This window comes from Bifidobacterium crudilactis, assembly GCF_000738005.1.
In the GTDB taxonomy this organism is placed as follows: Bacteria; Actinomycetota; Actinomycetes; order Actinomycetales; family Bifidobacteriaceae; genus Bombiscardovia; species Bombiscardovia crudilactis.
Map to the genome: position 1 here is coordinate 651,124 of NZ_JHAL01000002.1, position 20,686 is coordinate 671,809.

Genomic DNA, 20,686 nt, shown 5'->3' on the forward strand with positions numbered 1-20,686 from the left:
CGTGACTGACGAGAATGACGACGAGCAATCATCCAAGAGCGGGAGGATACTGCGCAAAACGCTGATCTTCTCGGTGGCGACGCTGCTCGGACTCAGTGCAGGAGCCTATGGCATGCACACGCTGCGTCAACACGGTCAACTGGAGAGCGGTGAGGGATCGACGGCAAGCGCCGCGGTGTCGTCGTCCGACTCCAGACGCCCACAGTTGAAAAGCACCAGCGACTTCGACCATGACGGCATCGACGATTACACCGACATCGTGCAAGGAGCGCATCTGCAGGCGAAGGCCCGACCGAAGTACGACGACGGCTACTATCAGGGCGGCTATCCTCCCGAGGGAAAGGGTGCATGCACCGACATGGTCTGGCATGCCTTCGCCAATGCGGGATACGACCTCAAAGCCATGGTGGACAAGGATATCGCGGAGAATCCATCCGCTTACAAGGCTGTGGTGTCAAAAGCGGACCCCAACATCGACTTTCGACGTGTCGGCGTGCTTGGCGTCTTCTTCACCAGGTATGGCGACAGTCTGACCACCGACACCGCTCAGCACGATCAGTGGCAGCAGGGCGACCTCGTCATCTTCGATTCCACCTGGCATATAGGCATCGCTTCCGACAACCGAGACAAGCAGGACATTCCATTGTTGCTGCACAATATGGGTCAGGAACATCGGGAAAACGACTACCTGACCTTCGCCAGCAGAAGGCCCATCACCAAACATCTGAGATTCAACCCGAGCAAGCTGCCGGACTCGCTGAAAATCGCTTGGCACGGCTGAGTTCAATCAGACATGCCGTTTGTGTAGGGATTATCAGGGATACCGCGAGTACGGTCTTTCTGATGATGGTGAAATCTCAACGATCTGGAAGTCACACGAACCAGATCTCAGCAACAATCCCTACACAAACGACGGTTGTGCGAAAATTCGGCGGTACCGGGAACCGAAACCGGTGGATGAGGCTCCCATTGCAGCGGCTGCGCACCTGAAATGATTCGTTCCAGAGAGCGCTCATGTCCACCCTTGGACTATTCTTATTGAGGTTGCGGTGCCGATTTCCTCGGTTTCATCAGACGCAACCCGTTTAAAGCCAATGGTATAAAGCCAGTGCGTACAGTCGTCGCGTGTTGAGGTCTCGGCCTCGGCGTGTGGTGTCAGCCATGAGGGGCAGGTGAGAACGATGATGAGGGTATTCAGCACCATCAATGGACAGATTGAACAAATCGAAAAACCGGAGACCGGTTCCTGGTTATGTTTGAGTGAACCTTCGGATGTCGAACTCGCCAACGTTTCGCAGATCACGGGAATTGATCTGGCCGATCTGCGTGCTCCGTTGGATGACGAGGAACGGTCGCGCGTCGATGTCGAGGATGGGTACACGATGATCATCGTGGATATTCCCACCGTCGAGACACGTGGAGGCCGCGATTGGTACGAGACGATCCCGTTGTCGATCGTCGTCACCGAGGGGCTGATCATCACGGTCTGCATGCAGGACACGCCTGTGCTGCATCCCTTTATGGAGGGAACGATACGGGGCTTCAACACCTTCATGAAGTCTCGCTTCATCCTGCAGATTTTGTATCGCAATGCGACCACATATCTGCGTTATCTGCGCATCATCGACCGTGAGTCGGACAAGCTTGAGCTCAAGCTCAGGCATTCGATGCAGAACCGTGAGATAGTGATGCTTCTGGAACTGAGCAAGACCCTGGTCTATTTCGCTACCAGCTTGAAGTCGAACGAAATCGTCCTCGAGAAGCTTACGAGTCTCGACCGCATACGGCAGTATCCGGACGATGAGGATCTGTTGGGTGACGTCATCACCGAGAACAAGCAGGCAATCGAGATGGCGAACATCTATTCGGGCGTTCTCGCGAATATGACGGACGCCTTTGCATCGATCGTGTCCAACGACGTGAGCAACGTGATGAGAATCTTCACGATTATCTCCATCACCCTGTCGATTCCGACGCTGATTTTCTCGATGTACGGCATGAATTTTCAGGCGGGGATGCTCGGCATGCCTCTGTCGGACAAGCCCTGGGGCTTCTGGGCGATCATCGTGTTCTCGATGGTGCTGTCCATTCTGGTCACGTGGTTCCTGACCAGATCCAAGATGTTTAAGTAAGTGTTACTCGATTTTTCCGCTAGAATAACCCAAGCACGTTTCGGAGCATGCCTCCTGCCTTTCAACAGGGGTAAGGTTCGGGAAGTGCCGTGTCCTGTCCGTGGTCGCTTCATGAAGGCTTTGTCCGGTTCGCGGTGAATCGTAGCTTCGTGAACAACATCTTCCCATGTTTACAATGCTGTGTTACTTTAAGGCGAAAGACGGGGAACGATGACATTCCGCGTGAGAGGGCAATCATCCAAGAGAAAGGATCACTCAGCTATGACAGATGGTTCTATGTCTGCTGCCGTGAAGAGTGGAGAGAGCGAGACTGCGCAACATGCAGCCAATCCTCTTGTGGAAATAAGCCATGTCGATAAGTATTTTGGCGATTTGCACGTGCTGAAGGATATTAATCTGAAAGTCACCAAGGGTGAGGTTCTGGTGATTATCGGACCTTCCGGTTCCGGAAAGTCAACGCTCTGCCGGACGATAAACCGCCTGGAAGCCATTGATTCGGGTGTGATTCGCATAGACGGGGAACCGTTGCCGCAGGAAGGCAAGGATCTGACCAGACTCCGCGCTGAAGTGGGTATGGTGTTCCAATCCTTCAACCTGTTTGCACACAAGACGATTCTCGATAATGTGACCCTCGCACCTCGCAAGGTCCGTCGCATCGGCAAGGAGCAGGCGGAGAAGGAAGCCATGGAGCTGCTGGCACGTGTGGGAGTCGATTCCCAGGCCAAGAAACTGCCGGCCCAGCTTTCAGGTGGTCAGCAGCAGCGCGTGGCCATCGCCCGTTCGCTCGCCATGCATCCCAAAGTGATGCTCTTCGACGAGCCTACAAGCGCCTTGGACCCCGAGATGATTAACGAGGTTCTCGATGTCATGGTCGACCTCGCCAAAGAAGGCATGACGATGATCGTGGTGACGCACGAGATGGGGTTTGCACGTCAGGCCGCGAATCGCGTCGTATTCATGGCAGACGGTGAGATTCTCGAAGAGGGAACGCCGGTGGAGTTCTTCGAACACACCAAAACCGAACGCGCCAAGGACTTCCTGGGGAAGATTCTGGACCACTGATCGTCTTAACGGCCCCGGCGGCTCCACGAACGGTTCATGGGCTGCCGAGGTCCCGATAGTTGTATTCATCAGATGCCGGAATGCCCATGATGACAGCCACCGTCAATTATGCGGTGGTCAGAGGGGTAACGACGGCAGCAAGAACAATACGAACGCACGTTGCGCTGTATCGTCTTGAGACGCGCAGAGTGCGATCACGGCAGACCATCAGCAGAGGGTCTGCACAATATGCAGTACCGGTCGATGGCATCGAGAAGCATTGCGGAGCCATCGCAAGACATCACGATCATCTGCACGATGACAAAACCGGACCTCGGACGAATATCGTCCGGAACCAGCCTTTCATAGGTATGCCGGGTCGGTTTCAGCAGCACAACGGTTCAGGATGCTGTTGACGAAATAACGCTCGTGGATGCAAGACATGTACGGGTAACACTGTCGAGTCATCATGTAGTAACGCAAAACGCATGAACGGGACACGCTTCCGAAGGAAGTCCGTGACCCGAACATCGACGCTCTGCTCTGTGAAGGATGTAGGAAGAGAGGAAACATCATGAAGGCAATGTTCAAGAAGGCTCTGGCGGCAGCGGTCGCAGTGGTCAGCCTGACATCCCTGGCCGCGTGCGGCGGTTCCGCCGACAGCTCCAGCAGCGCTGACGGTCCGAAAATCAAGATCGGCATCAAGTTCGATCAGCCGGGTCTGGGCTATAAGCAGGGAAGCACCTACACAGGTTTCGACGTCGATGTGGCCAAATACGTAGCCAAGAAGCTCGGCTATTCGGAGAACCAGATCGAATGGAAGGAAGCTCCTTCCAAGCAGCGCGAAACCCTGATTCAAAACGGCGACGTCAACATGATCGTAGCCACCTATTCGATTTCCGACGACCGTAAGAAGGTCGTGGACTTCGCAGGGCCGTACTTCGTTGCAGGTCAGGATCTACTGGTCCGTTCCAACGACAAGGACATCACCGGGCCGAGTTCCCTGGAAGGCAAGAAGCTGTGCTCGGTGACGGGTTCGACTTCCGCGCAGACCATCAAGGAACACTATGCAAGCACCGTGCAGCTGATGGAACAGAGCGGCTATGCCGAGTGCGTCACGGCGCTCATCTCCGGAACCGTCGACGCGGTCACCACCGATGACATCATCCTCGCAGGCCTCGCGGCCGCGAAGGGCGATGGTCAGCTCAAGGTCGTTGGCAAGCCATTCACCCAGGAACGCTACGGCATCGGCGTGAAGAAGGGCGACACCACACTGGTCAAGAAGATCAACGCGGCGCTCAAGGAAATGGAAGAGGACGGCTCCTGGCAGAAGGCTCTTGACAGCGCCACCAAGGGAACCGGATACAAGGCCAACGCGAAGTACAATCCGCCGACGGCCTTCGATGCGGCATCCAGCACCAAGGATTTCTGATAGACACCATCGCCGGATAGTTCGTGGCGCAGGCTTCGACGCTTACGCTGCGAACTATCCCATGTTGTAGAAACCGTGTTGGTAGTAGTAAGAACTAAGGAAAAGAGGAAGCGTGTCAGATTTTACGACATTGTTCTCCACATACGATGTGCTTGGCGCGTTCAAGGTCAACATCGAATTGACGCTATGGAGCACCCTGTTCTCGCTGGTTCTGGGTATCGTGCTCGTAATGATGCGTATATGCCCGGTGCCGAGTCTCAGGGGGTTCGCCTCGGCCTTCGTCGAATTCTTCAAGAACATGCCGTTGACCATCATCATGGTCTTCATGGTGCTCGGAGTCTTCGGACAGTTGAAGTTCCAGTTCTCGGACAATTTCGACACGAACTTCTTCTGGCTTGCCGTGTGCGGACTGTCCCTGTACACTTCGGCCTTCGTGTGCGAATCCCTGCGCTCCGGCATCAACACCGTGCCGATCGGCCAGGCTGAGGCGGCACGTTCTCTGGGTCTGGGATTCATGCAGTCCGCAAGCATCGTGATTCTTCCCCAGGCATTCAGAGGATCGGTCGCGCCATTGGGCAACACTCTGATTGCTTTGCTGAAGAATTCAACCGTGGCCGCTGCAGCTTCCGTCAGTACGGAAACCTCCAGCTTGATGAGCTCGATGATTGAGAACGATGCTTCCAAAATCGTGACGATATTCCTCATCTTCGCTCTTGGATATGTCATCATGATCATTCCCATCGGTCTGATCACCACGTGGCTGTCCAACAAGCTCGCGGTTCGCAGGTAGAAGAGGGAGAACGACTATGAGTACAACGACCACATCTCCCGCAGCAGCGGCGAAAAGACCCAAAAAACGCAAGCTCAACGAAGCTTCGGTGCTCTTCGACGAGCCGGGCCCCAAGTCCAAGAAGCGCATTCTATTCATCAATCTAGTGGCCCTTGCGGTGCTGATCGTTCTGGCGGTTCTGGTGCTGATGCGCCTCGCCAACCCGCCTCAGGGCCAGAACCAGTTGAGCTGGAGTCTGTGGAAGCCTGCTCTGAACTGGGATGCCTGGAAGGACTTCTATCTTCCGGGTCTGCTGCAGACACTTGAGGCATCCGTCGTCGCGATTATCGGTTCAGTCGTATTCGGCATCATTTTCGGTATCGGACGCTTGCTCGATTTCGCTCCCATACGATGGATTTCATCGTTAATCGTGGAATTCTGCAGAGCCGTGCCGGTGCTGCTGTTCATGATCTTTCTGTGGCGTGGCTTCTCAGCAATGAACATCAGCGACAACGCAGCGTTTCTTGCCGTCGTCGTCGGTCTGATTCTGTACAACGGCTCGGTCGTCGCGGAATTGGTGCGTTCCGGTGTTGGCAATCTTCCCAACGGTCAGCGAGAGGCGGCTTTGGCCCTCGGCATGAGCCCGCTCCGATCGCTGCTGTCCGTTGAGGTGCCCCAGGCATTGATAGCCATGCTCCCGGCGTTGATCACCCAGCTCGTTGTGGTGCTCAAGGACACGGCGCTCGGCTCGATCATCACCTACACCGACCTGCTGCAGGAATCTCGAAGACTCGGTTCAGCGAATTTCAATATGCTGCAGACGCTTGTCGTCGCCGCAGTGGTGTATTTCATCTTCAGCTACCTGCTGTCCAGACTCGCGGAATCCCTGCCGAAGCGCATGCGCCGCAGAACAGCAGGCATCACCGTGGAACCCGTGCAGGCGCCCATCGCCATCATGGACCCTTCCAACACCAGCATGATCGAACGTGCAGGAGAACGCGAACTCCCCTTCAACGGTGCTGAGCAACCTTTCCACGATCACTACCATGGTTCGAACGCCGTGGCCGGAAAGTGGAAGGGCAGTCATTTCGAGCATGGGCACGATCCGAACCATCCCTTGAACAAACCCAAGAAATGGTAGACGGCCACAGTTGTAGACGGCCACAGTAGTCCCATGAGTTGAGGGGGCGCCTCGAAGGAGGCGCCCCCTCAACTCATTGTCATATCGTGAGATGAGGGCGGTGCGGGCACAGTCGGTGTCCAAGCGAATGGCGATAATGCCCATATGAATTCCAACGACAACAGCACCGAATCTCACGCCGAGATTCCCGAGGAACCGGCATTTCGCTATAACGCCGATTTCGCACAACATATCGAAGAAAAATGGCAGCAGCATTGGCAGGACAACGGCACCTTCTGGGCGGCCAATGTCGATGGGGCTCTTGTCGATGGCACCGGCAAACACGCCCAGGGGCGCGACCCCTACTTCGTCATCGACATGTTCCCATACCCATCCGGCAAGGGTCTGCACGTTGGACATCCCCTGGGGTACATCGCCACCGACGTGGTGAGCCGTTATCACCGCATGAAAGGCGAAAACGTCCTGCACGCGATGGGATATGACGCCTTCGGCCTTCCCGCCGAACAGTTCGCGGTGCAGACCGGCCAGCACCCCCGCGTCACCACCGAGCAGAACATCTCCAACATGCGTTGGCAGCTGCATCGCATGGGATTGAGCTTCGATGACCGCCGTTCCTTCGCCACCATCGACCCGGGCTATGTCCGTTGGACCCAATGGATCTTCTCCAAAATCTACGATTCCTGGTATGACCCGGAATATGTGCGCGCAGACGGCGGCACGGGCTCAGCGCGGCCCATCGGCGAATTGGTGGAAGCCTTCTCTTCAGGGAAGACTGCCATTCCCGGGCATGCAGGCCAGTCCTGGGATGACCTCGATGCGTCCCAGCGTTCCTCAGTCCTCAATGATTTCCGTCTGGCGTACATCTCCAAATCACCCGTGAACTGGTGCCCGGGTCTCGGCACCGTACTGGCCAACGAGGAAGTCACCGCCGAGGGACGTTCGGAACGCGGGAACTTCCCGGTATTCCAACGTGAGCTCAAGCAGTGGTCGATGCGTATCACCGCATACGGGCATCGCCTGATCGAGGATCTCGATGAGCTCGACTGGCCTGAGAAAGTGAAACTGATGCAGCGCAACTGGATCGGGGAATCACACGGCGCATCCGTGCATTTCCAGGTCCAGACCGTGCAAGGCGGCAAGGACATGGAGGTCTACACCACCCGTCCCGACACCTTGTTCGGCACGACCTTCGCCGTGGTCTCCCCGGAACATCAATTGCTGCAGTTCGTGCCGGACGCATGGCCCGAAGGCACACCCGCCTCCTGGAAGGGCGGCTACGACGATCCACGCCAGGCCGTCGCAGAATACCGACGTCAGGCGGAATCCAAGACCGCCAAGGACCGCGTTGACGATGCCGGTGAGAAGACCGGTCTGTTCACCGGCCTGTACGCCACCAATCCGATCACGGGCGCGAGACTCCCGGTGTTCACTGCCGATTACGTGCTGATGGACTACGGCACCGGAGCCATCATGGCGGTTCCGGGCGGCGACCAGCGTGATTACGATTTCGCCCAAGCCTATGGTCTGCCTGTCGTCTACACGGTGAAACCCACCGAGGAATCCGGAGACACGCTCGAATCATATGAGGGCAAGGCGCCGTATGTGTCCCACGACGGCATCGTCATCAACTCCTCGGTCGAACACACCGAGAAGCTCGGTGATGCGCTCAGCATCGACGGCCTGCGCGTCGATGACGCCATCGCCAAAATCACCGATTGGCTCGAGCAGGCCAAGGTGGGAACAGGAAAGACCTCGTATCGTCTGCGCGACTGGTTGTTCTCAAGGCAGCGCTATTGGGGCGAGCCTTTCCCCATCGTGTACGACGAGGACGGACTGCCGCACCTCATTCCCGACGATCAGCTACCGGTGAATCTTCCCGAGGTGCCCGACTACAGTCCGAAGACCTATGACCCGAATGACGCGGAAACCGAACCCGAGGCGCCGCTGAGCCGCAATGACGACTGGGTCGAGGTGACGATGGATCTCGGCGACGGGCCGCGCAAATACCATCGCGATACCAACACCATGCCAAATTGGGCCGGTTCCTGCTGGTATTACATGCGGTACATCGATCCCGACGACCAACAGCATATGGTCGAACCGGGGGAGTTCGATTATTGGCTCGGGCCGAAGCACAATGCCACCGCCGGTACATCGGGCGGCGTGGACCTCTACGTCGGTGGCGTGGAGCATGCCGTGCTGCATCTGCTGTATTCGCGCTTCTGGCACAAGGTGCTGTACGATCTGGGCTTCGTCAGCTCCAAGGAGCCCTTCCACAAGCTGTTCAACCAGGGCATGATTCAGGCGTACGCGTATACGGATGATCGCGGTCAGTATGTTCCTGCCGCTCAGGTCGAGGAACATGACGGCGAATTCTCCTATGACGGACAGCACGTCAACCGCGAGTTCGGCAAAATGGGCAAGAGCCTGAAGAACATCATCACACCGGACGACATGTACAGCACCTACGGTGCCGACACCTTCCGCCTCTACGAGATGAGCATGGGGCCTCTGGCTGAATCCAGGCCCTGGAACACGCGGAACGTCGTGGGCGGCATGCGCTTCCTGCAACGTTTGTGGCGCAACGTGCTCGACGAAGGCACGGGCGATGTGGTCGTCACGGACGATGCTCCTGATGAAGCCACTCTGAAGCTGCTCAACAACACCATTCACGACGTCACCGACGAGATGGAGGCGATGCGTCCGAATACGGCTATTTCCAAGCTGATCGTGCTGAACAACCATCTCACTTCGCTGCCGAACACGCCGCGCAGCGTGGTCGAGCCGCTGGTACTCATGCTCGCGCCGATTGCGCCGCATATCAGCGAGGAACTGTGGTCCAAACTCGGTCACGAGGATTCGCTCGCGCACGAATCATGGCCTAAGTTCGATGAGCGATATCTGGGACAGGACAAGGTGACCGCGGTGGTGCAGGTCAAGGGCAAGATTCGCGGCAAGCTGGAAGTCGATCCCGACATCGACCCGGATGAGTTGCAGGCCCTCGCTTTGGAGCTTCCCGCCGTCAAGGAGCGTCTGGCAGGGCAGGCTCCACGGAAGGTCATCGTCAAGGCACCACGAATCGTGTCGATCGTCCCTGCCAATTAGTGGCTTTTGGCACCGTTGCGTGGTATGAGGCCAACGTGTAAAGGCCCAATACAATAACTGCACTACAAGGACAGCATTTCCGAGAAATTCTTACCGTCATGCTGTCCTTGTAGTGCAGTTATCTATTTCCTTAGTCCGAGCGAGGGCTGTGGATATCGCACATTCGACCACATGCCTTCAGTGAATGGCATCACTCGCCGTTATCCGGCAGAATGCCGACATGAACACCCTCGCAGTTGCCAGACTCAGCACCTTGGAAAACGCTCGGCGCGCAACCGGCCGTGCATTCATCAGCGAGCAGCCCGAGCATCCGGATGAATCGGCTGACGGAGACACCGGTCAGTCGAGTACCGACCCTGTGTGTGAAAGCGACGGCATCAATCAGCAGAGTCCTTCACAGGAGCAGCTCGTCCTGCCTGCCTGTGACCTTGTGCAGGCTGTATCCAGCAAGGATGATGCAATCGGCGGAGGTGCGAGCGCCGGTCCTGAGTCTTCTAGGACGCTTGCCGGTCTGCTCGGTGGTGTCGGCGGTGCGAGAAGCGACCTTCCGGCAGCTCGTGACGAGGGTTCCGCGCTGCTTTCTCGAACCGAGCACAGACGCGTCGGAGCATCGTATACTCGGCATCGTCCACGCTGCACCTTCACCATGGGTCATGCCGTTATCGTCATGGTTCTGTTGGTCGCGGCCCTGTGTGCGAGTCTTACCCTGCTTCTGCAGCAGTCGGGGAACTATGCTGCCTTTCAACGGCAGACTCTTGCCTTGGAAAACGTCGCGCAGACAACCGGGTCCTCAGGTGAAACGGAGCCGAACACGGTCTCCGCACCCCAGGAGGGGGGAGAAGCATCGGCGGAGGCTGAAAACCTGAGCGATGGCACCGACGCTGCCGACACGCAAGCCCAAGGCGATGATCAAGGCTCCGAGTCGTCGGACCGTTCGAGCTCGGAAGCGCTGATTGATCTCAATACGGCCGGTACGGCCGAACTGATGACCATATCGGGTATCGGGCCCGTCACAGCCGAGAGAATCGTTGCCTTCAGAAGAGAGCGGGGGCGCTTCAACGCCGTCGACGAACTCCTCGACATCTCAGGCATAGGAATCAAGAAACTCGAAGGCATACGACCATATGTCAGGGTGGGATAAGCGTGAAGCGGCCTCGGGCTGAATGCGCATCCACGGAGTCGGGAGCCAGGGATGCACGAATGCTCACCGTGGCCATCATCGTATGGTGCGGCGCATGGCTGGGCTCCAGACTGGCATCGGACTCGACACTCGCTCGGATGCATGCCGCTGTGCTTCCTGCAGTGATGGGCACCTTGTCGGCATTGCTGATATGTCCGCCGATATGGCGGAGTATGCTGCCTGCCCGTTCGCGTGACGGCGCTGCATATCGTCGGCAGGTCGGCAAGTTCTCCTTTCTGTTCTTTCGCGGTATACCGACCGTGATGACCCTGTGCGCGGCTTTCGCGGCATCGACTGGATGTTCCTTGAGCTGGTCGACTCTGCGGCTCAGCGATGCCACCTTCATCCTGGCGGCGCAGGAATCCGGCGCTAGCGATGTGACGATTCATGTACGTTCTCCTGTGACCGTTTCGCCCTTGCGCTCCAGCAAATGCACCGCTGATGTTCTGGTCACTGCCGTGGCAAGCGGCAAAGCGCACACGCTGATACTGCCATCGCGTTTTCCCGCAACCGTATACGGTGACGACCCGGTCTGCGCCCTGCAAAGGGATGCCTTATACAGCATCCAGGCGGAGCTGGGTGTCTCATCTCTCGACGGAGGAGTGGAACTGCGGCATTCAGCAGATGCCGACGCAGAGACGGTTCTGGTCGCCGAAGCGTCCATCTGGTGGCGGAGCATGGCATATGTTCAGCAACGGTTCCTGTCGGTCACCTCACGCTTGGGAGAGCAGGGACGTGTGCTTGTTCCAGGCCTGACGATGGGAGTCCTCGGTCAGGAGACCATCATCGATGCGTCAGGTGGCCAGGTCGGGGTGGATGCCGCCTATGCGCGCGGCGTCAAGGAGGCCTTCACCAGGTCGGGCATCATGCATCTGATGGTGGTGTCAGGTGGACATTTTCTCTTGCTGTCCGCTCTGGTGCGTTGGATAGCAAATCGCATCAGACCTCATCCCCTGATTACGGCCGTGGCGTCAATCGTCGCTGTATGCATCCTCGTTTCCGCCGTATATCCGTCCGATGCGGTCTGGCGCGCCGCCGTCATGAGCGTTCTCGGGGTGGTCTCGGGACTGCTCGGGCGGAGGGCACAGGCGATTTCGCAACTGTCGTGGACGGTCATACTGATGCTGTTCGCCCAACCACGGTTTGCTGATAGTTACGGTTTCGCATTCTCCTGCGCCGCGGTACTCGGTATTGCCCTCGCCGCAAGGCCGCTTGCCGGACAGCTTGAAGATATGCTGGGCAAGGCGATGGCCGGGCTTATCGCGACCACGCTGAGCGCACAGGCCTTCACCTTGCCGATACAGCTGCTGATCGAGTCGGAGATTCCGGTTTTCTCCGTTCCTGCGAATCTGCTCGTCGCACCGGTAATCGATCTGGCCACGATGTTCGGTCTTATTGCTTTGGGGTCTGCCTGGCTGCTGCCCGAGCTGGCCTACGCGTGCGCCTGGCTTTCCTCGGTGGGTACATCGCTGATGTATGACTGCGCCAGATGGCTGGGCGGTACTGAATTCTCAACGGTCGCATGGCTGGCGGGGGTGCGTGGCGTCGTGTTGATGGTGGTCGTCGAGTGTCTGCTGCTGGCGCTTGTCGTCTCAGTGCATCGTCTGTATGCCAAGGCATGTGCCTGTACCGGCGAAGAGCAGAGCGACGGTTCCTTTGCCTATCACCGGAGCATCCGAAGCGCTGTGGCCTTCTGGGTACGTGAAAGCCGCGAAATGTTCGATGTATGACCTTGGTGCCGCAGCTTCATCCTCAGCGGTATTGTCCAGTATTGACGCGAGATTGGAAGCTATGGCGAGGGCACAGGCAAGCAAGACGCAGACAAGTGGCGGGCGGGCGGTCACCGCATCCTTGACCATCGTGGTCGGAGGGGACGCATTTCTCAACACGCAACGGGTGCATGATCTGCGTGCGGCCGCATGCCGTGAACGACCGGATGCGGAACTGGTGGAACTCGATGCAGGCGAATGCGACGCCTACGCCTTCGATGAGGCTGTCGGACCATCGCTTCTCAGCGACAGCACGATCCTCATGCTCGGCAATCTCGAGCGAGCCGACGACAAACTGGGAGAGGCCCTCGTGCGCTACTGCAAGCAGGGCGGCGGCGTCCAGGACGCGGCAAGCGTCGTCATCGCCCAGCATGAAGGCGGGCAACGAGGCAAACATCTACTTGACCTGCTGAGCAAGGCGGGCGCCGATAGACAGAACATTCCCGACCTGAAGAAGTTTGACGCCAAAATCAATTTCGTGTACGGCATGATGGAACGCCAGCATCGGCGAATAGAGCCCATGGCCGCGCAGCAGCTCGTCAATGTGCTGGGGGACGACACCGGACAGCTGGCGGCAATGTGCAATCAGCTGTGCTTCGATTTCGACGAGGACCCCATTTCCGTGGACACGGCAAACACCTATCTGACCGCAGACCCCCAGGTCACAGGGTTCTTTGTGGCGGACAAGGCGGTCGAAGGCAGAACCGCCGACGCGATCATCGCCATGAGATCGGCAGTGGAACAAGGGATTGTGCCGATCGCGCTCATCGGGGCGCTGGCCTTGAAATTACGCATGCTGGCGAAAGCCTCAGCCATCAGATCGGGAACCATCTCACCGGCCGAGGCCAAAGCCAGCCCATGGCAGATCAAGGCGGCAAGCAGACAATTGTCGGGATGGACCTCAGCGGGATTGGGCCGTTGCATCGAGGCTCTGGCACAGGCGGACGAGAGCAGCAAAAGCAACGGAGGCGACCCCGTGTATGCGTTGGAATGCGCCATTGAACTTATCGGAGCGAAAGGCCGTTTGCCCCGGTAAACGAATAGGCTTGCAGTGTGGAGGATGCGATTATGACTGATTTCAGTGCGGATGAACACGGCAGTGATGTCGACGAACCCGATTTCACGGTGAATCTCGATGCCGAGACCGCGGAAGACATGCGGGGAATCGGACGACGTGTCGCGCATATCGTGCATGGAGGCGACGTGATACTGCTGTCAGGGCCGTTGGGCGCAGGGAAAACCACCTTCGCCCAGGGCTTGGGCAGCGGACTGGGCATCACGGCTCCTATCGTCTCTCCGACCTTTACCATCGCCCGTCAGCTGAACGGGCGATTCCACGACGGAACAGCGGCAAAGCTCATTCACGTGGACGCCTACAGGCTGGGCAGCACCGCATACCTGCCGGGCGAGGATGTGAACTCGCGACTCCTCGACGAATTGGAATCGCTGGGTCTGGACGAGGAGCTGGAGGACCCGAGCGAGGATAGCGTCGTGCTCATGGAATGGGGAGAGCAGATGGCCGTCGCACTGGCATCCACGAGACTGGTGATTGCCATTGACCGGCCCGAGGCACTGAGCGTTGGTCGAGGCGACAACTCTGCGCAGACTGACGATGAGCTGAGCAGCGATGGAGTCCGCACGGTGTCCATCACAGGAGTAGGCTCTGGTTGGGTAACACGAGTCAGGCGTCTGACCATCGAAGGCGCGGAAAAGACGGATGTATGAGCGATCAGCCAACAGAGCACGCCACAGACCTGGGCGACGGCGGAAACGACAACGCCTCAGCGACCTTGGTCATAGACACCTCCTTCGGTTCCACCGTAGGCGTGGTGGGGCATCCTGCGATTATCGAAAGCGACTCGCGCTCGCACGTTGAAAAACTGCAACCCAACATCGCCAAGGCGGTCGAGGTCGCGCGTCTGGCACCCGAACAGATATCCCGCATAGTCGTAGGAATAGGTCCTGCACCCTTCACGGGACTTCGTGCAGGAATCGTGGCTGCCAAAGCGCTGGCCTTCGCCAACGGAGCCGAGTTGCTCGGCCAGGATATCCTGGAAGTGCAGCACCGCTGGATGCAGCGCATCCATAACACTTCAGAACAGCGGCATGACGCCGAAGACGCGACGATGAAGCATGTCACGCTGGCTGTCAACGATGCTCGCAGAAAACAGTTGTACTACGCGTTGTACATGGACGATGAACAGCTGCTGCCCATGGATATCGACTATCCCGAGGTCATCGCCGAAAAAGTGGACCGTTGCCTGTCGGCACTGGCCGACACGTCAACTGGCCTGCTGTTGGACGTCGCAGGGCATGGTGCGGGCCGTTATCGGGAGGTCTGGGACCGTAAGCTTCGACCAGCTCAGGAAAACGGTGGCGGCTATGCCCTGTCATCGGTCATCGATGAGTCCGTGCTGGACCATAATCCCGAAGGCATCGCCATATTCGCCGAGACGGCCGTTGCCCATGCCCAAAACGGAGAAGCCGCAGGCGCCGAACCACTGTATCTGCGCAGACCCGATGTGTCGGTTCCCAAACCGCTGAAGGCGGTATTGAACACCGGAACACCCGACAAGGCGAGCGGCAGCTCGGGGGACCGGAGCTCGCACGGAGGTCAGGCGCAATGATTCGTGCCTTGAGCGAGAAAGATATCGCATCAATAGCGACACTCGAACATGAGTTGTTCGGTGCAGGAGCATGGAGCCAGGCACTGGTGCGGCAGGAAATCAACGCACCGGCGCGGACCTATGCCGTGGACGTCGATGACGACGGCACGCTCAGAGCCTATGCGGGCTACTGGTATGACGGCGACGATGCGGAACTCATGACCATCGGAGTGGGCCGACAACACCAGCAGCAAGGCTTGGCCACCTCTTTGCTGCGCTATCTCCTGAAGGAAGCCGCACTGCAGGGTGCGCACAGGATGCTGCTGGAAGTTCGTGTCGACAACATGGCGGCACTCGCCCTGTACGAGGCTTTCGGATTTGAGCGTATCGGACTGAGAAAGCGCTACTATCAGCCGGAAGGCATCGATGCCTATACGATGGCGTTGGATATCGAACGTTGGTCTGCGCTCTCGCAGGCAGGTTCGGTGCAGCCACAGGAAGGGCAGCCATCAGAGATGCAGGCGAAGAGGCAGAACGACAGTATGGATACAGGGCTGGAAGGAAACAGATGAGTGGTGAACGCGAAGCGGGGCTTCAACAAGGTGAGGTCCTGACGCATGGTGGCACCGTGCTCGGCATCGAATCCACATGCGACGAGACCGCTGCGGCAGTGATTCGCGACGGGGAGCTCGTCTCGAATGTCGTCGCCTCCTCGATGCTCGAACATGCCCGATACGGTGGTGTGATTCCCGAAATCGCCTCCCGTGCGCACGCCGAATCATTCGTTCCCGTCGTGTCCAAAGCCCTTGCGGACGCGAACCTCGATCTCAGCCAGGTCGATGCCATCGCGGTTTCCGCAGGTCCGGGTCTGGCAGGCTGCCTGGCGGTCGGTGTGTCCGGTGCGAAATCCTTGGCTTGGGCGGCCCGTAAACCCATCTATGGCATCAACCATGTCATAGGTCATATCGCTGTCACCCAGCTGCAATTCGGTGCGTTCCCGGAAGACACCCTGGCATTGATCGTCTCCGGAGGGCACACCTCCCTGCTGCATGTGCGCGATGTGGCACGCCACGTTGACGTCGTCGGCACGACGCTGGACGACGCTGCCGGGGAGTGCTTCGACAAGATAGCCAGACTGTTGGGTTTTCCCTATCCCGGGGGGCCTCATATCGACAGGCATGCGCGCACGGGCGATCCGAACGCGATCAAGGTGCCGAAAGGGCTGACCCAGGGCAAATCCGCGGCGAAGCATCCCTACGATTTCAGCTTCTCGGGCGTGAAAACCGCAGTGGCACGGTGGATTGAAGGGCAGGAAGCGCTCGGGCACGAGATTCCGGTCGACGATGTCTGCGCCTCACTCGCCGATTCCGTCGCCGAGGTACTTGCAGGGAAGGCGATGGCAGGTTGCGCCCAATTCGGCTCAAACACGCTGATCGTCGGAGGGGGCTTCTCCGCCAACTCGCAGCTGAGGGCCAAATTGCAGGAGTTCGGTGAGCGCGACGGGGTGCAGGTGCGCATTCCGAAAATCGCCTTGTGCACGGATAACGGTGCAATGGTGGCGATGCTCGGTTCGAATCTGCTGAACGCTGGTATCCGGCCTTCATCAGCGGACTTTCCGATTGATTCCGCAATGCCCCTGACCCAGATTGTTATGCCCTGAGAGCGCTCAGCGCAATACCGTTCGGCTGTGTAGTGATTGCGAAGTACAAGCACTTTGCCTATATGCCACGAAGCTTGCAATTCCAGCGATGTGTTTCGGTGTAATTGTTTAGATACTTGCTATCACCCTGGTAATCCCTACACAAAGGAAGTCCGGCGACAGTTTATTGTCTCACTGAGCAGCAATATCGTGTTGTTGGCTTGCTTCCGGCGTGATGCGTTCGAAATGTCGCAGTGCGGGCACGAACAGAGGCAGCATCGTGATGATGAGGTAGGCGATTCCCAATATGCCCAAGGTGATGTTGAGACCGAGTATATGCGACATGAATCCGCCCAGCAACGAGCCTATCGGCATCAATCCCCAGGAGATGGCACTGGTCAGGGAGATGATCTTCCCTCGTGAATTGCCGGGAATGCGTTCATAGATGGTCGCACTCAGTATCGGGTTGAGGAAGCCCGACCCGATGCCGCCGATGATGAGTGTCGCCACCACGATGGATGTGGGGGCGTTGAACGCCATCGCCAGGTACCTGGGGGCGCCGACGAGCAGGTATCCGATGATGAATACGGGGAATCTGGGGAGTCTGGAGGCGAGCACAGTGGCTATCATGCTGCTGATCATTGCCGGGAAGGTGAGCGAGGCGAAGAGCATCCCCAAAGTCTGGGATCCCAGATGCTGCGACAACACCCATGCGGGGGTGAGCACGTCGGTCCAGGCGATGTCGATCATATTCGTGATAGCGGGAATCAGCGTCAGTCCGAATACCATCGGCAATGCCATCAGGGACTTCCATCCCGCTGCCAGATCCTTGCCATACCGGGATACTGCTGATTTGACATCGCCTTTCGCCCTGGAATGTGCAGATGCCGCGCCGGTCTGACCGTCTGGCTGGCGTGTGCCGTCGGTGGAGAGTGCGCTTTGCCCGGACCCCGTATCGGCGCTTGCAGCGGTCTGCGTCTGCGAAGCCCTGATGATGGGAAGCAGCGCGGGTCGTACGATGGTTGCGGTGAGGATGGCGCCGATAATCAATCCCAATGAGGTGAATACCAAGGCGTATGGGCCTCCGACGACACCGATGATGACGCCTCCGGCTGCCGAACCGATGGTGCTGGCCATTCGCTCCGTAGTGCCTGACAGTCCGGTGATGCGTTCCATCGGTTGCTTGGAGAATTGCGCCACACTGGGGGAGAGCACGCTTTTGGAACTGTTGGCAGGGCCGCGCAGTGCGCCGACTACGGCGACGATGACGATCAGCGCCGGAATCGAAAACAGATGCAGAAACCAGAGCAGAGGTATCAGGGCGATGCAGCACGCACTGGCGATGTCGCAGCTGATCGATATGCGGGTGGGGCCGAGTTTATCGATCAATGGACCGGATACCAGATTGGCCGCGACAAGCGTACCCAGCTGCACGGCACTGACGATACCTGTCGCGGCGGTGTTATGCGTCAGATTCAGCACCATCCAGGGCACCGCCAGTCCGCTCAGCGCACTGCCGAAGAGCGATGCGATGTCGGAGAACAGCCACGCCGCTACCACGAGGCGCGCATGCATTGGCGATGTCGATGGTGATGTCGATGTCGATGGTGATGTCGGCGTCACCGGAGTGCTTGATGCACTTGTGCTTACCGTCATTATTCCCCCTCGTCATATTCGTCGTCCTGCAGATCGCCGCTTAGCGCCGCATGCAGAGGGAAGGCCAGCAGCTGTATGGTGAAGGCCTGCGTGTCGTCGTCCGGCTTGGTCTCCGGGCTTTCGCCAGCATTCTGCAAGGGGTGCTTATGCAACTCCTCGAGCAGTATCGACGCGATTCTGTGAACGATTCCCTTCGCTTCCTGAGCGGTGACGCGGATCGGGAAATCGCTCAGAGTGGAGGCGTCCTGCCATTCAGGGGCGAGCGTCTGCCACTGCGAGGTAGCAGCGAGCATCTGACGAGAATATTCCGCGGCGACCATCTGCTGGAATCCGTACATCGCGTCCATCTTGGTCTGGGCTTCAGGGTCGTCTTGGTGCGGGGTGTTGGTCACGGTGGCGGTGTTCGATGATTTCCAGAACAGTTTTCTTCCCTTAGAGCGGTCCTGGTCCTTTTCGATGAATCCGTTCTTGGCCAGCATCCGCAGATGGTAGCTGGTGGAACCGGTATTCAACCCTGTTCTGCGTGCCAGATCGCTGGCGGTCTGAGGCCCATCGATGCGGAGCAGGCCAAGCAGCCGCAGACGTATCGGGTGCGTCAGAGCCCTGAGCTGGGCTGGGGAGGGAGTAATCGAGTCTATCTTCGACGAAAAGTCATGTTCATCCATAAATGCAAAGCTATCATTGCAAACATATCTATGCAAATGAGTCTTTGTATAAGGATGCATGGTGAAGCCAACGCTGTGTGTGGGGGATTATCGAAGCCACGGATGTTTACATCCAAAGAACTATCGGCATTCCAACGTTTTCCGCTCAGATGCTATGCAATGTTCGGCATCATCCCTGCACAGACGACGAACTGTCGTCGGAATGTCCGATCATGCCGCCTTGCGGAGGATCAGATCACTGGCATCGGCCCACCTGTGGTTGCTCACCATGATGGACCCCGCGGCCCCGGCGACATCTTCGTGCTCCGACTGCCATCTGATGACGCCCGAGTCGCTGATGGAGGCGAATTTGCCTTGTGTGCCGTCGCTCAGGTCCGCTTCGCCGTCTTGCCAGGCGCTGATGATGTTGCGGCTGTCACTGGCGTATCTGCCATGCGTGTAGTCGAGGGCCACGCCGTTGTGAGCGATGTATCCGCGTTCGCCATCCTTCTCGTAACGGAAAGGATGGGTGTTGCACTCACGTTTGCCGCCATTCGTCGCTCTTCTGAAATGCAGCAGGAAGGGCACTGATCTGAAGTAGTCGTAGTGGTCGACGATCAGATCGAAGGTCCTGCCGTTGAATCGGTTTCGGAAGCGATGCAGTTCGGTGCCGTCGAACCATGCGATGCCCGCACCATCGGCGTTCACCGCGCTCATGGCGACGAGTTGGCTGATGGTAGGTATGCTGCCTGCCTCTGCTGTGACGATGACGCACATATTCCGACCTCGATTCCGCTTCGATGATGAAGGACCGTGATGTCCCAACCACCCGTTGCTGACAGCATATGGCGGCGAATCCCGGCACTTGCCGCAGTTGATATACACATTCGTAATGACCGGTTATCAGTGATTCAGGAGGAAGAACCCATTGGCTTTACCTGGGCGGAGTTTGAGGGGATTGTCAGGGTCTACGTGTGAGGTCATCAAGGCACGCGATAGCACTCCATAGATGATGCGTCTAACGATCTTGGCGCGTGGGTTTTCCAGCCATCTAGGATTCGACAGAAAGGACAAAGGAATCTTCCCGTTAATGATCGGAGCGGCTGCCATGGATTTCAGAATAGTGCTGCGGACAGTTGCATCATGGCTGGACCTCCATGAGTTGCTGAATGAGGAAACACCACAGTGCATTGCTGCGACCGGTGGTCGAACAGGAGCTGAACCCGCTGTTCGACTTCTCGCAGAACACATCATCATTCCGCCACTCATTGGTGGTGGGTGCTCCCAACCTATAGTGGTTCACCCACAAGAGACTCGCGGAACCGCGCGAATCACTCAAAGGACCGTGGAGTCCGATGTATGAGGAAACACGACCGAATACCGGTCGTCGGATTGCGTCCGATATTGTCCGAAAACATAGAATTTGCCAAGTCATCCTCGCTCTTCTGCGGATTTGACCTGTTCCCGGCAGTTCCGTTCACGGTATTTCGTGGAATAATGAAGTTCGTTGTGGTATTTATCTGAAAGCCTGCACGAAGCAATCTCACTCACAATTTGAGCGAGTGTAGTCCT

General features: G+C 57.8%; 18 protein-coding genes. 15 read left to right on the plus strand and 3 right to left on the minus strand.

Annotation, left to right across the window (positions count from 1 at the left end; translation table 11 throughout):
• The first annotated feature begins 1 nt into the window (after position 1).
• From DB51_RS05005 to tsaD, 14 genes are all read left to right on the plus strand, one after another.
• Positions 2-781 (plus strand): DUF1287 domain-containing protein, encoded by a 780-nt coding sequence (locus DB51_RS05005; RefSeq protein ID WP_238548309.1) that lies wholly within the window; start codon positions 2-4, stop codon positions 779-781.
• 400 nt (positions 782-1,181) lie between these two features.
• Entirely contained in the window at positions 1,182-2,132 is a 951-nt protein-coding gene (locus tag DB51_RS05010) for a magnesium transporter CorA family protein (RefSeq protein ID WP_034252291.1), read from the plus strand.
• A gap of 276 nt (positions 2,133-2,408) precedes the next feature.
• Positions 2,409-3,194 (plus strand): amino acid ABC transporter ATP-binding protein, encoded by a 786-nt coding sequence (locus DB51_RS05015; protein ID WP_156958318.1) that lies wholly within the window; start codon positions 2,409-2,411, stop codon positions 3,192-3,194.
• A gap of 562 nt (positions 3,195-3,756) precedes the next feature.
• Entirely contained in the window at positions 3,757-4,605 is an 849-nt protein-coding gene (locus DB51_RS05025; RefSeq protein WP_490393090.1) for a glutamate ABC transporter substrate-binding protein, read from the plus strand.
• 112 nt (positions 4,606-4,717) lie between these two features.
• Positions 4,718-5,395, plus strand: a complete 678-nt coding sequence (locus DB51_RS05030; protein ID WP_034252295.1) for an amino acid ABC transporter permease — start codon at positions 4,718-4,720, stop codon at positions 5,393-5,395.
• Between the two features lie 16 nt (positions 5,396-5,411).
• Complete coding sequence (locus DB51_RS05035; RefSeq protein WP_084674564.1) at positions 5,412-6,515, plus strand: amino acid ABC transporter permease; 1,104 nt, start codon at positions 5,412-5,414, stop codon at positions 6,513-6,515.
• A 144-nt stretch (positions 6,516-6,659) separates the two neighbouring features.
• Complete coding sequence (gene leuS, locus DB51_RS05040) at positions 6,660-9,620, plus strand: leucine--tRNA ligase (RefSeq protein WP_034252297.1); 2,961 nt, start codon at positions 6,660-6,662, stop codon at positions 9,618-9,620.
• Between the two features lie 220 nt (positions 9,621-9,840).
• Positions 9,841-10,761, plus strand: a complete 921-nt coding sequence (locus tag DB51_RS09780; protein ID WP_051867290.1) for a ComEA family DNA-binding protein — start codon at positions 9,841-9,843, stop codon at positions 10,759-10,761.
• Positions 10,762-10,763: 2 nt separating this feature from the next.
• A complete protein-coding gene (locus tag DB51_RS09785) occupies positions 10,764-12,530 on the plus strand; it encodes a ComEC/Rec2 family competence protein (RefSeq protein WP_156958245.1) in 1,767 nt (588 codons plus the stop codon).
• Between the two features lie 61 nt (positions 12,531-12,591).
• On the plus strand, positions 12,592-13,605 hold the full coding sequence (gene holA, locus DB51_RS05055; RefSeq protein WP_051867292.1) for a DNA polymerase III subunit delta: 1,014 nt from the start codon (positions 12,592-12,594) through the stop codon (positions 13,603-13,605).
• Positions 13,606-13,724: 119 nt separating this feature from the next.
• Positions 13,725-14,294: a tRNA (adenosine(37)-N6)-threonylcarbamoyltransferase complex ATPase subunit type 1 TsaE gene (gene tsaE / locus DB51_RS05060; RefSeq protein ID WP_238548353.1), complete on the plus strand. Its 570-nt coding sequence runs from the start codon at positions 13,725-13,727 to the stop codon at positions 14,292-14,294.
• Positions 14,291-15,196: a tRNA (adenosine(37)-N6)-threonylcarbamoyltransferase complex dimerization subunit type 1 TsaB gene (gene tsaB / locus DB51_RS05065; protein WP_084674566.1), complete on the plus strand. Its 906-nt coding sequence runs from the start codon at positions 14,291-14,293 to the stop codon at positions 15,194-15,196. The genes tsaE and tsaB overlap by 4 nt, the downstream gene beginning before the upstream one ends.
• The gene (gene rimI, locus DB51_RS05070; protein WP_084674567.1) at positions 15,193-15,747 is read left to right on the plus strand and encodes a ribosomal protein S18-alanine N-acetyltransferase; all 555 of its coding nucleotides are present in this window, start codon (positions 15,193-15,195) and stop codon (positions 15,745-15,747) included. Before tsaB ends, rimI begins: the two co-directional genes overlap by 4 nt.
• Positions 15,744-16,835, plus strand: coding sequence for a tRNA (adenosine(37)-N6)-threonylcarbamoyltransferase complex transferase subunit TsaD (gene tsaD / locus DB51_RS05075; RefSeq protein WP_051867294.1), 1,092 nt, complete (start codon positions 15,744-15,746; stop codon positions 16,833-16,835). The genes rimI and tsaD overlap by 4 nt, the downstream gene beginning before the upstream one ends.
• A 171-nt stretch (positions 16,836-17,006) precedes the next feature.
• On the opposite strand, the gene DB51_RS05080 is transcribed toward tsaD, so the two are convergent.
• From DB51_RS05080 to DB51_RS05090, 3 genes are all read right to left on the minus strand, one after another.
• Positions 17,007-18,470 carry an MFS transporter gene (locus DB51_RS05080; RefSeq protein WP_084674568.1) on the minus strand — a complete coding sequence of 488 codons (1,464 nt, stop codon included), beginning with the start codon at positions 18,468-18,470 and terminating at the stop codon, positions 17,007-17,009.
• On the minus strand, positions 18,470-19,135 hold the full coding sequence (locus DB51_RS05085) for a winged helix-turn-helix domain-containing protein (protein WP_051867295.1): 666 nt from the start codon (positions 19,133-19,135) through the stop codon (positions 18,470-18,472). Before DB51_RS05085 ends, DB51_RS05080 begins: the two co-directional genes overlap by 1 nt.
• A gap of 210 nt (positions 19,136-19,345) precedes the next feature.
• On the minus strand, positions 19,346-19,891 hold the full coding sequence (locus DB51_RS05090; RefSeq protein WP_051867296.1) for a class II glutamine amidotransferase: 546 nt from the start codon (positions 19,889-19,891) through the stop codon (positions 19,346-19,348).
• 392 nt (positions 19,892-20,283) lie between these two features.
• Between DB51_RS05090 and DB51_RS10525 the strand changes: the two genes are divergently transcribed.
• Entirely contained in the window at positions 20,284-20,409 is a 126-nt protein-coding gene (locus DB51_RS10525) for a hypothetical protein (protein WP_272866984.1), read from the plus strand.
• The last annotated feature ends 277 nt before the right edge of the window (positions 20,410-20,686 follow it).

Coding starts and splice junctions, on each gene's coding strand:
- DB51_RS10525 (WP_272866984.1), top strand. CDS start 20,284: ATGAGGAAACACCACAGTGCATTGCTGCGACCGGTGGTCGAACAGGAG.
- DB51_RS09780 (WP_051867290.1), top strand. CDS start 9,841: ATGAACACCCTCGCAGTTGCCAGACTCAGCACCTTGGAAAACGCTCGG.
- tsaB (WP_084674566.1), top strand. CDS start 14,291: ATGAGCGATCAGCCAACAGAGCACGCCACAGACCTGGGCGACGGCGGA.
- DB51_RS05025 (WP_490393090.1), top strand. CDS start 3,757: ATGTTCAAGAAGGCTCTGGCGGCAGCGGTCGCAGTGGTCAGCCTGACA.
- DB51_RS05085 (WP_051867295.1), bottom strand. CDS start 19,135: ATGGATGAACATGACTTTTCGTCGAAGATAGACTCGATTACTCCCTCC.
- leuS (WP_034252297.1), top strand. CDS start 6,660: ATGAATTCCAACGACAACAGCACCGAATCTCACGCCGAGATTCCCGAG.
- tsaD (WP_051867294.1), top strand. CDS start 15,744: ATGAGTGGTGAACGCGAAGCGGGGCTTCAACAAGGTGAGGTCCTGACG.
- DB51_RS05010 (WP_034252291.1), top strand. CDS start 1,182: ATGATGAGGGTATTCAGCACCATCAATGGACAGATTGAACAAATCGAA.
- tsaE (WP_238548353.1), top strand. CDS start 13,725: ATGCGGGGAATCGGACGACGTGTCGCGCATATCGTGCATGGAGGCGAC.
- rimI (WP_084674567.1), top strand. CDS start 15,193: ATGATTCGTGCCTTGAGCGAGAAAGATATCGCATCAATAGCGACACTC.
- DB51_RS05090 (WP_051867296.1), bottom strand. CDS start 19,891: ATGTGCGTCATCGTCACAGCAGAGGCAGGCAGCATACCTACCATCAGC.
- DB51_RS05035 (WP_084674564.1), top strand. CDS start 5,412: ATGAGTACAACGACCACATCTCCCGCAGCAGCGGCGAAAAGACCCAAA.
- holA (WP_051867292.1), top strand. CDS start 12,592: ATGGCGAGGGCACAGGCAAGCAAGACGCAGACAAGTGGCGGGCGGGCG.
- DB51_RS05080 (WP_084674568.1), bottom strand. CDS start 18,470: ATGACGGTAAGCACAAGTGCATCAAGCACTCCGGTGACGCCGACATCA.
- DB51_RS05015 (WP_156958318.1), top strand. CDS start 2,409: ATGTCTGCTGCCGTGAAGAGTGGAGAGAGCGAGACTGCGCAACATGCA.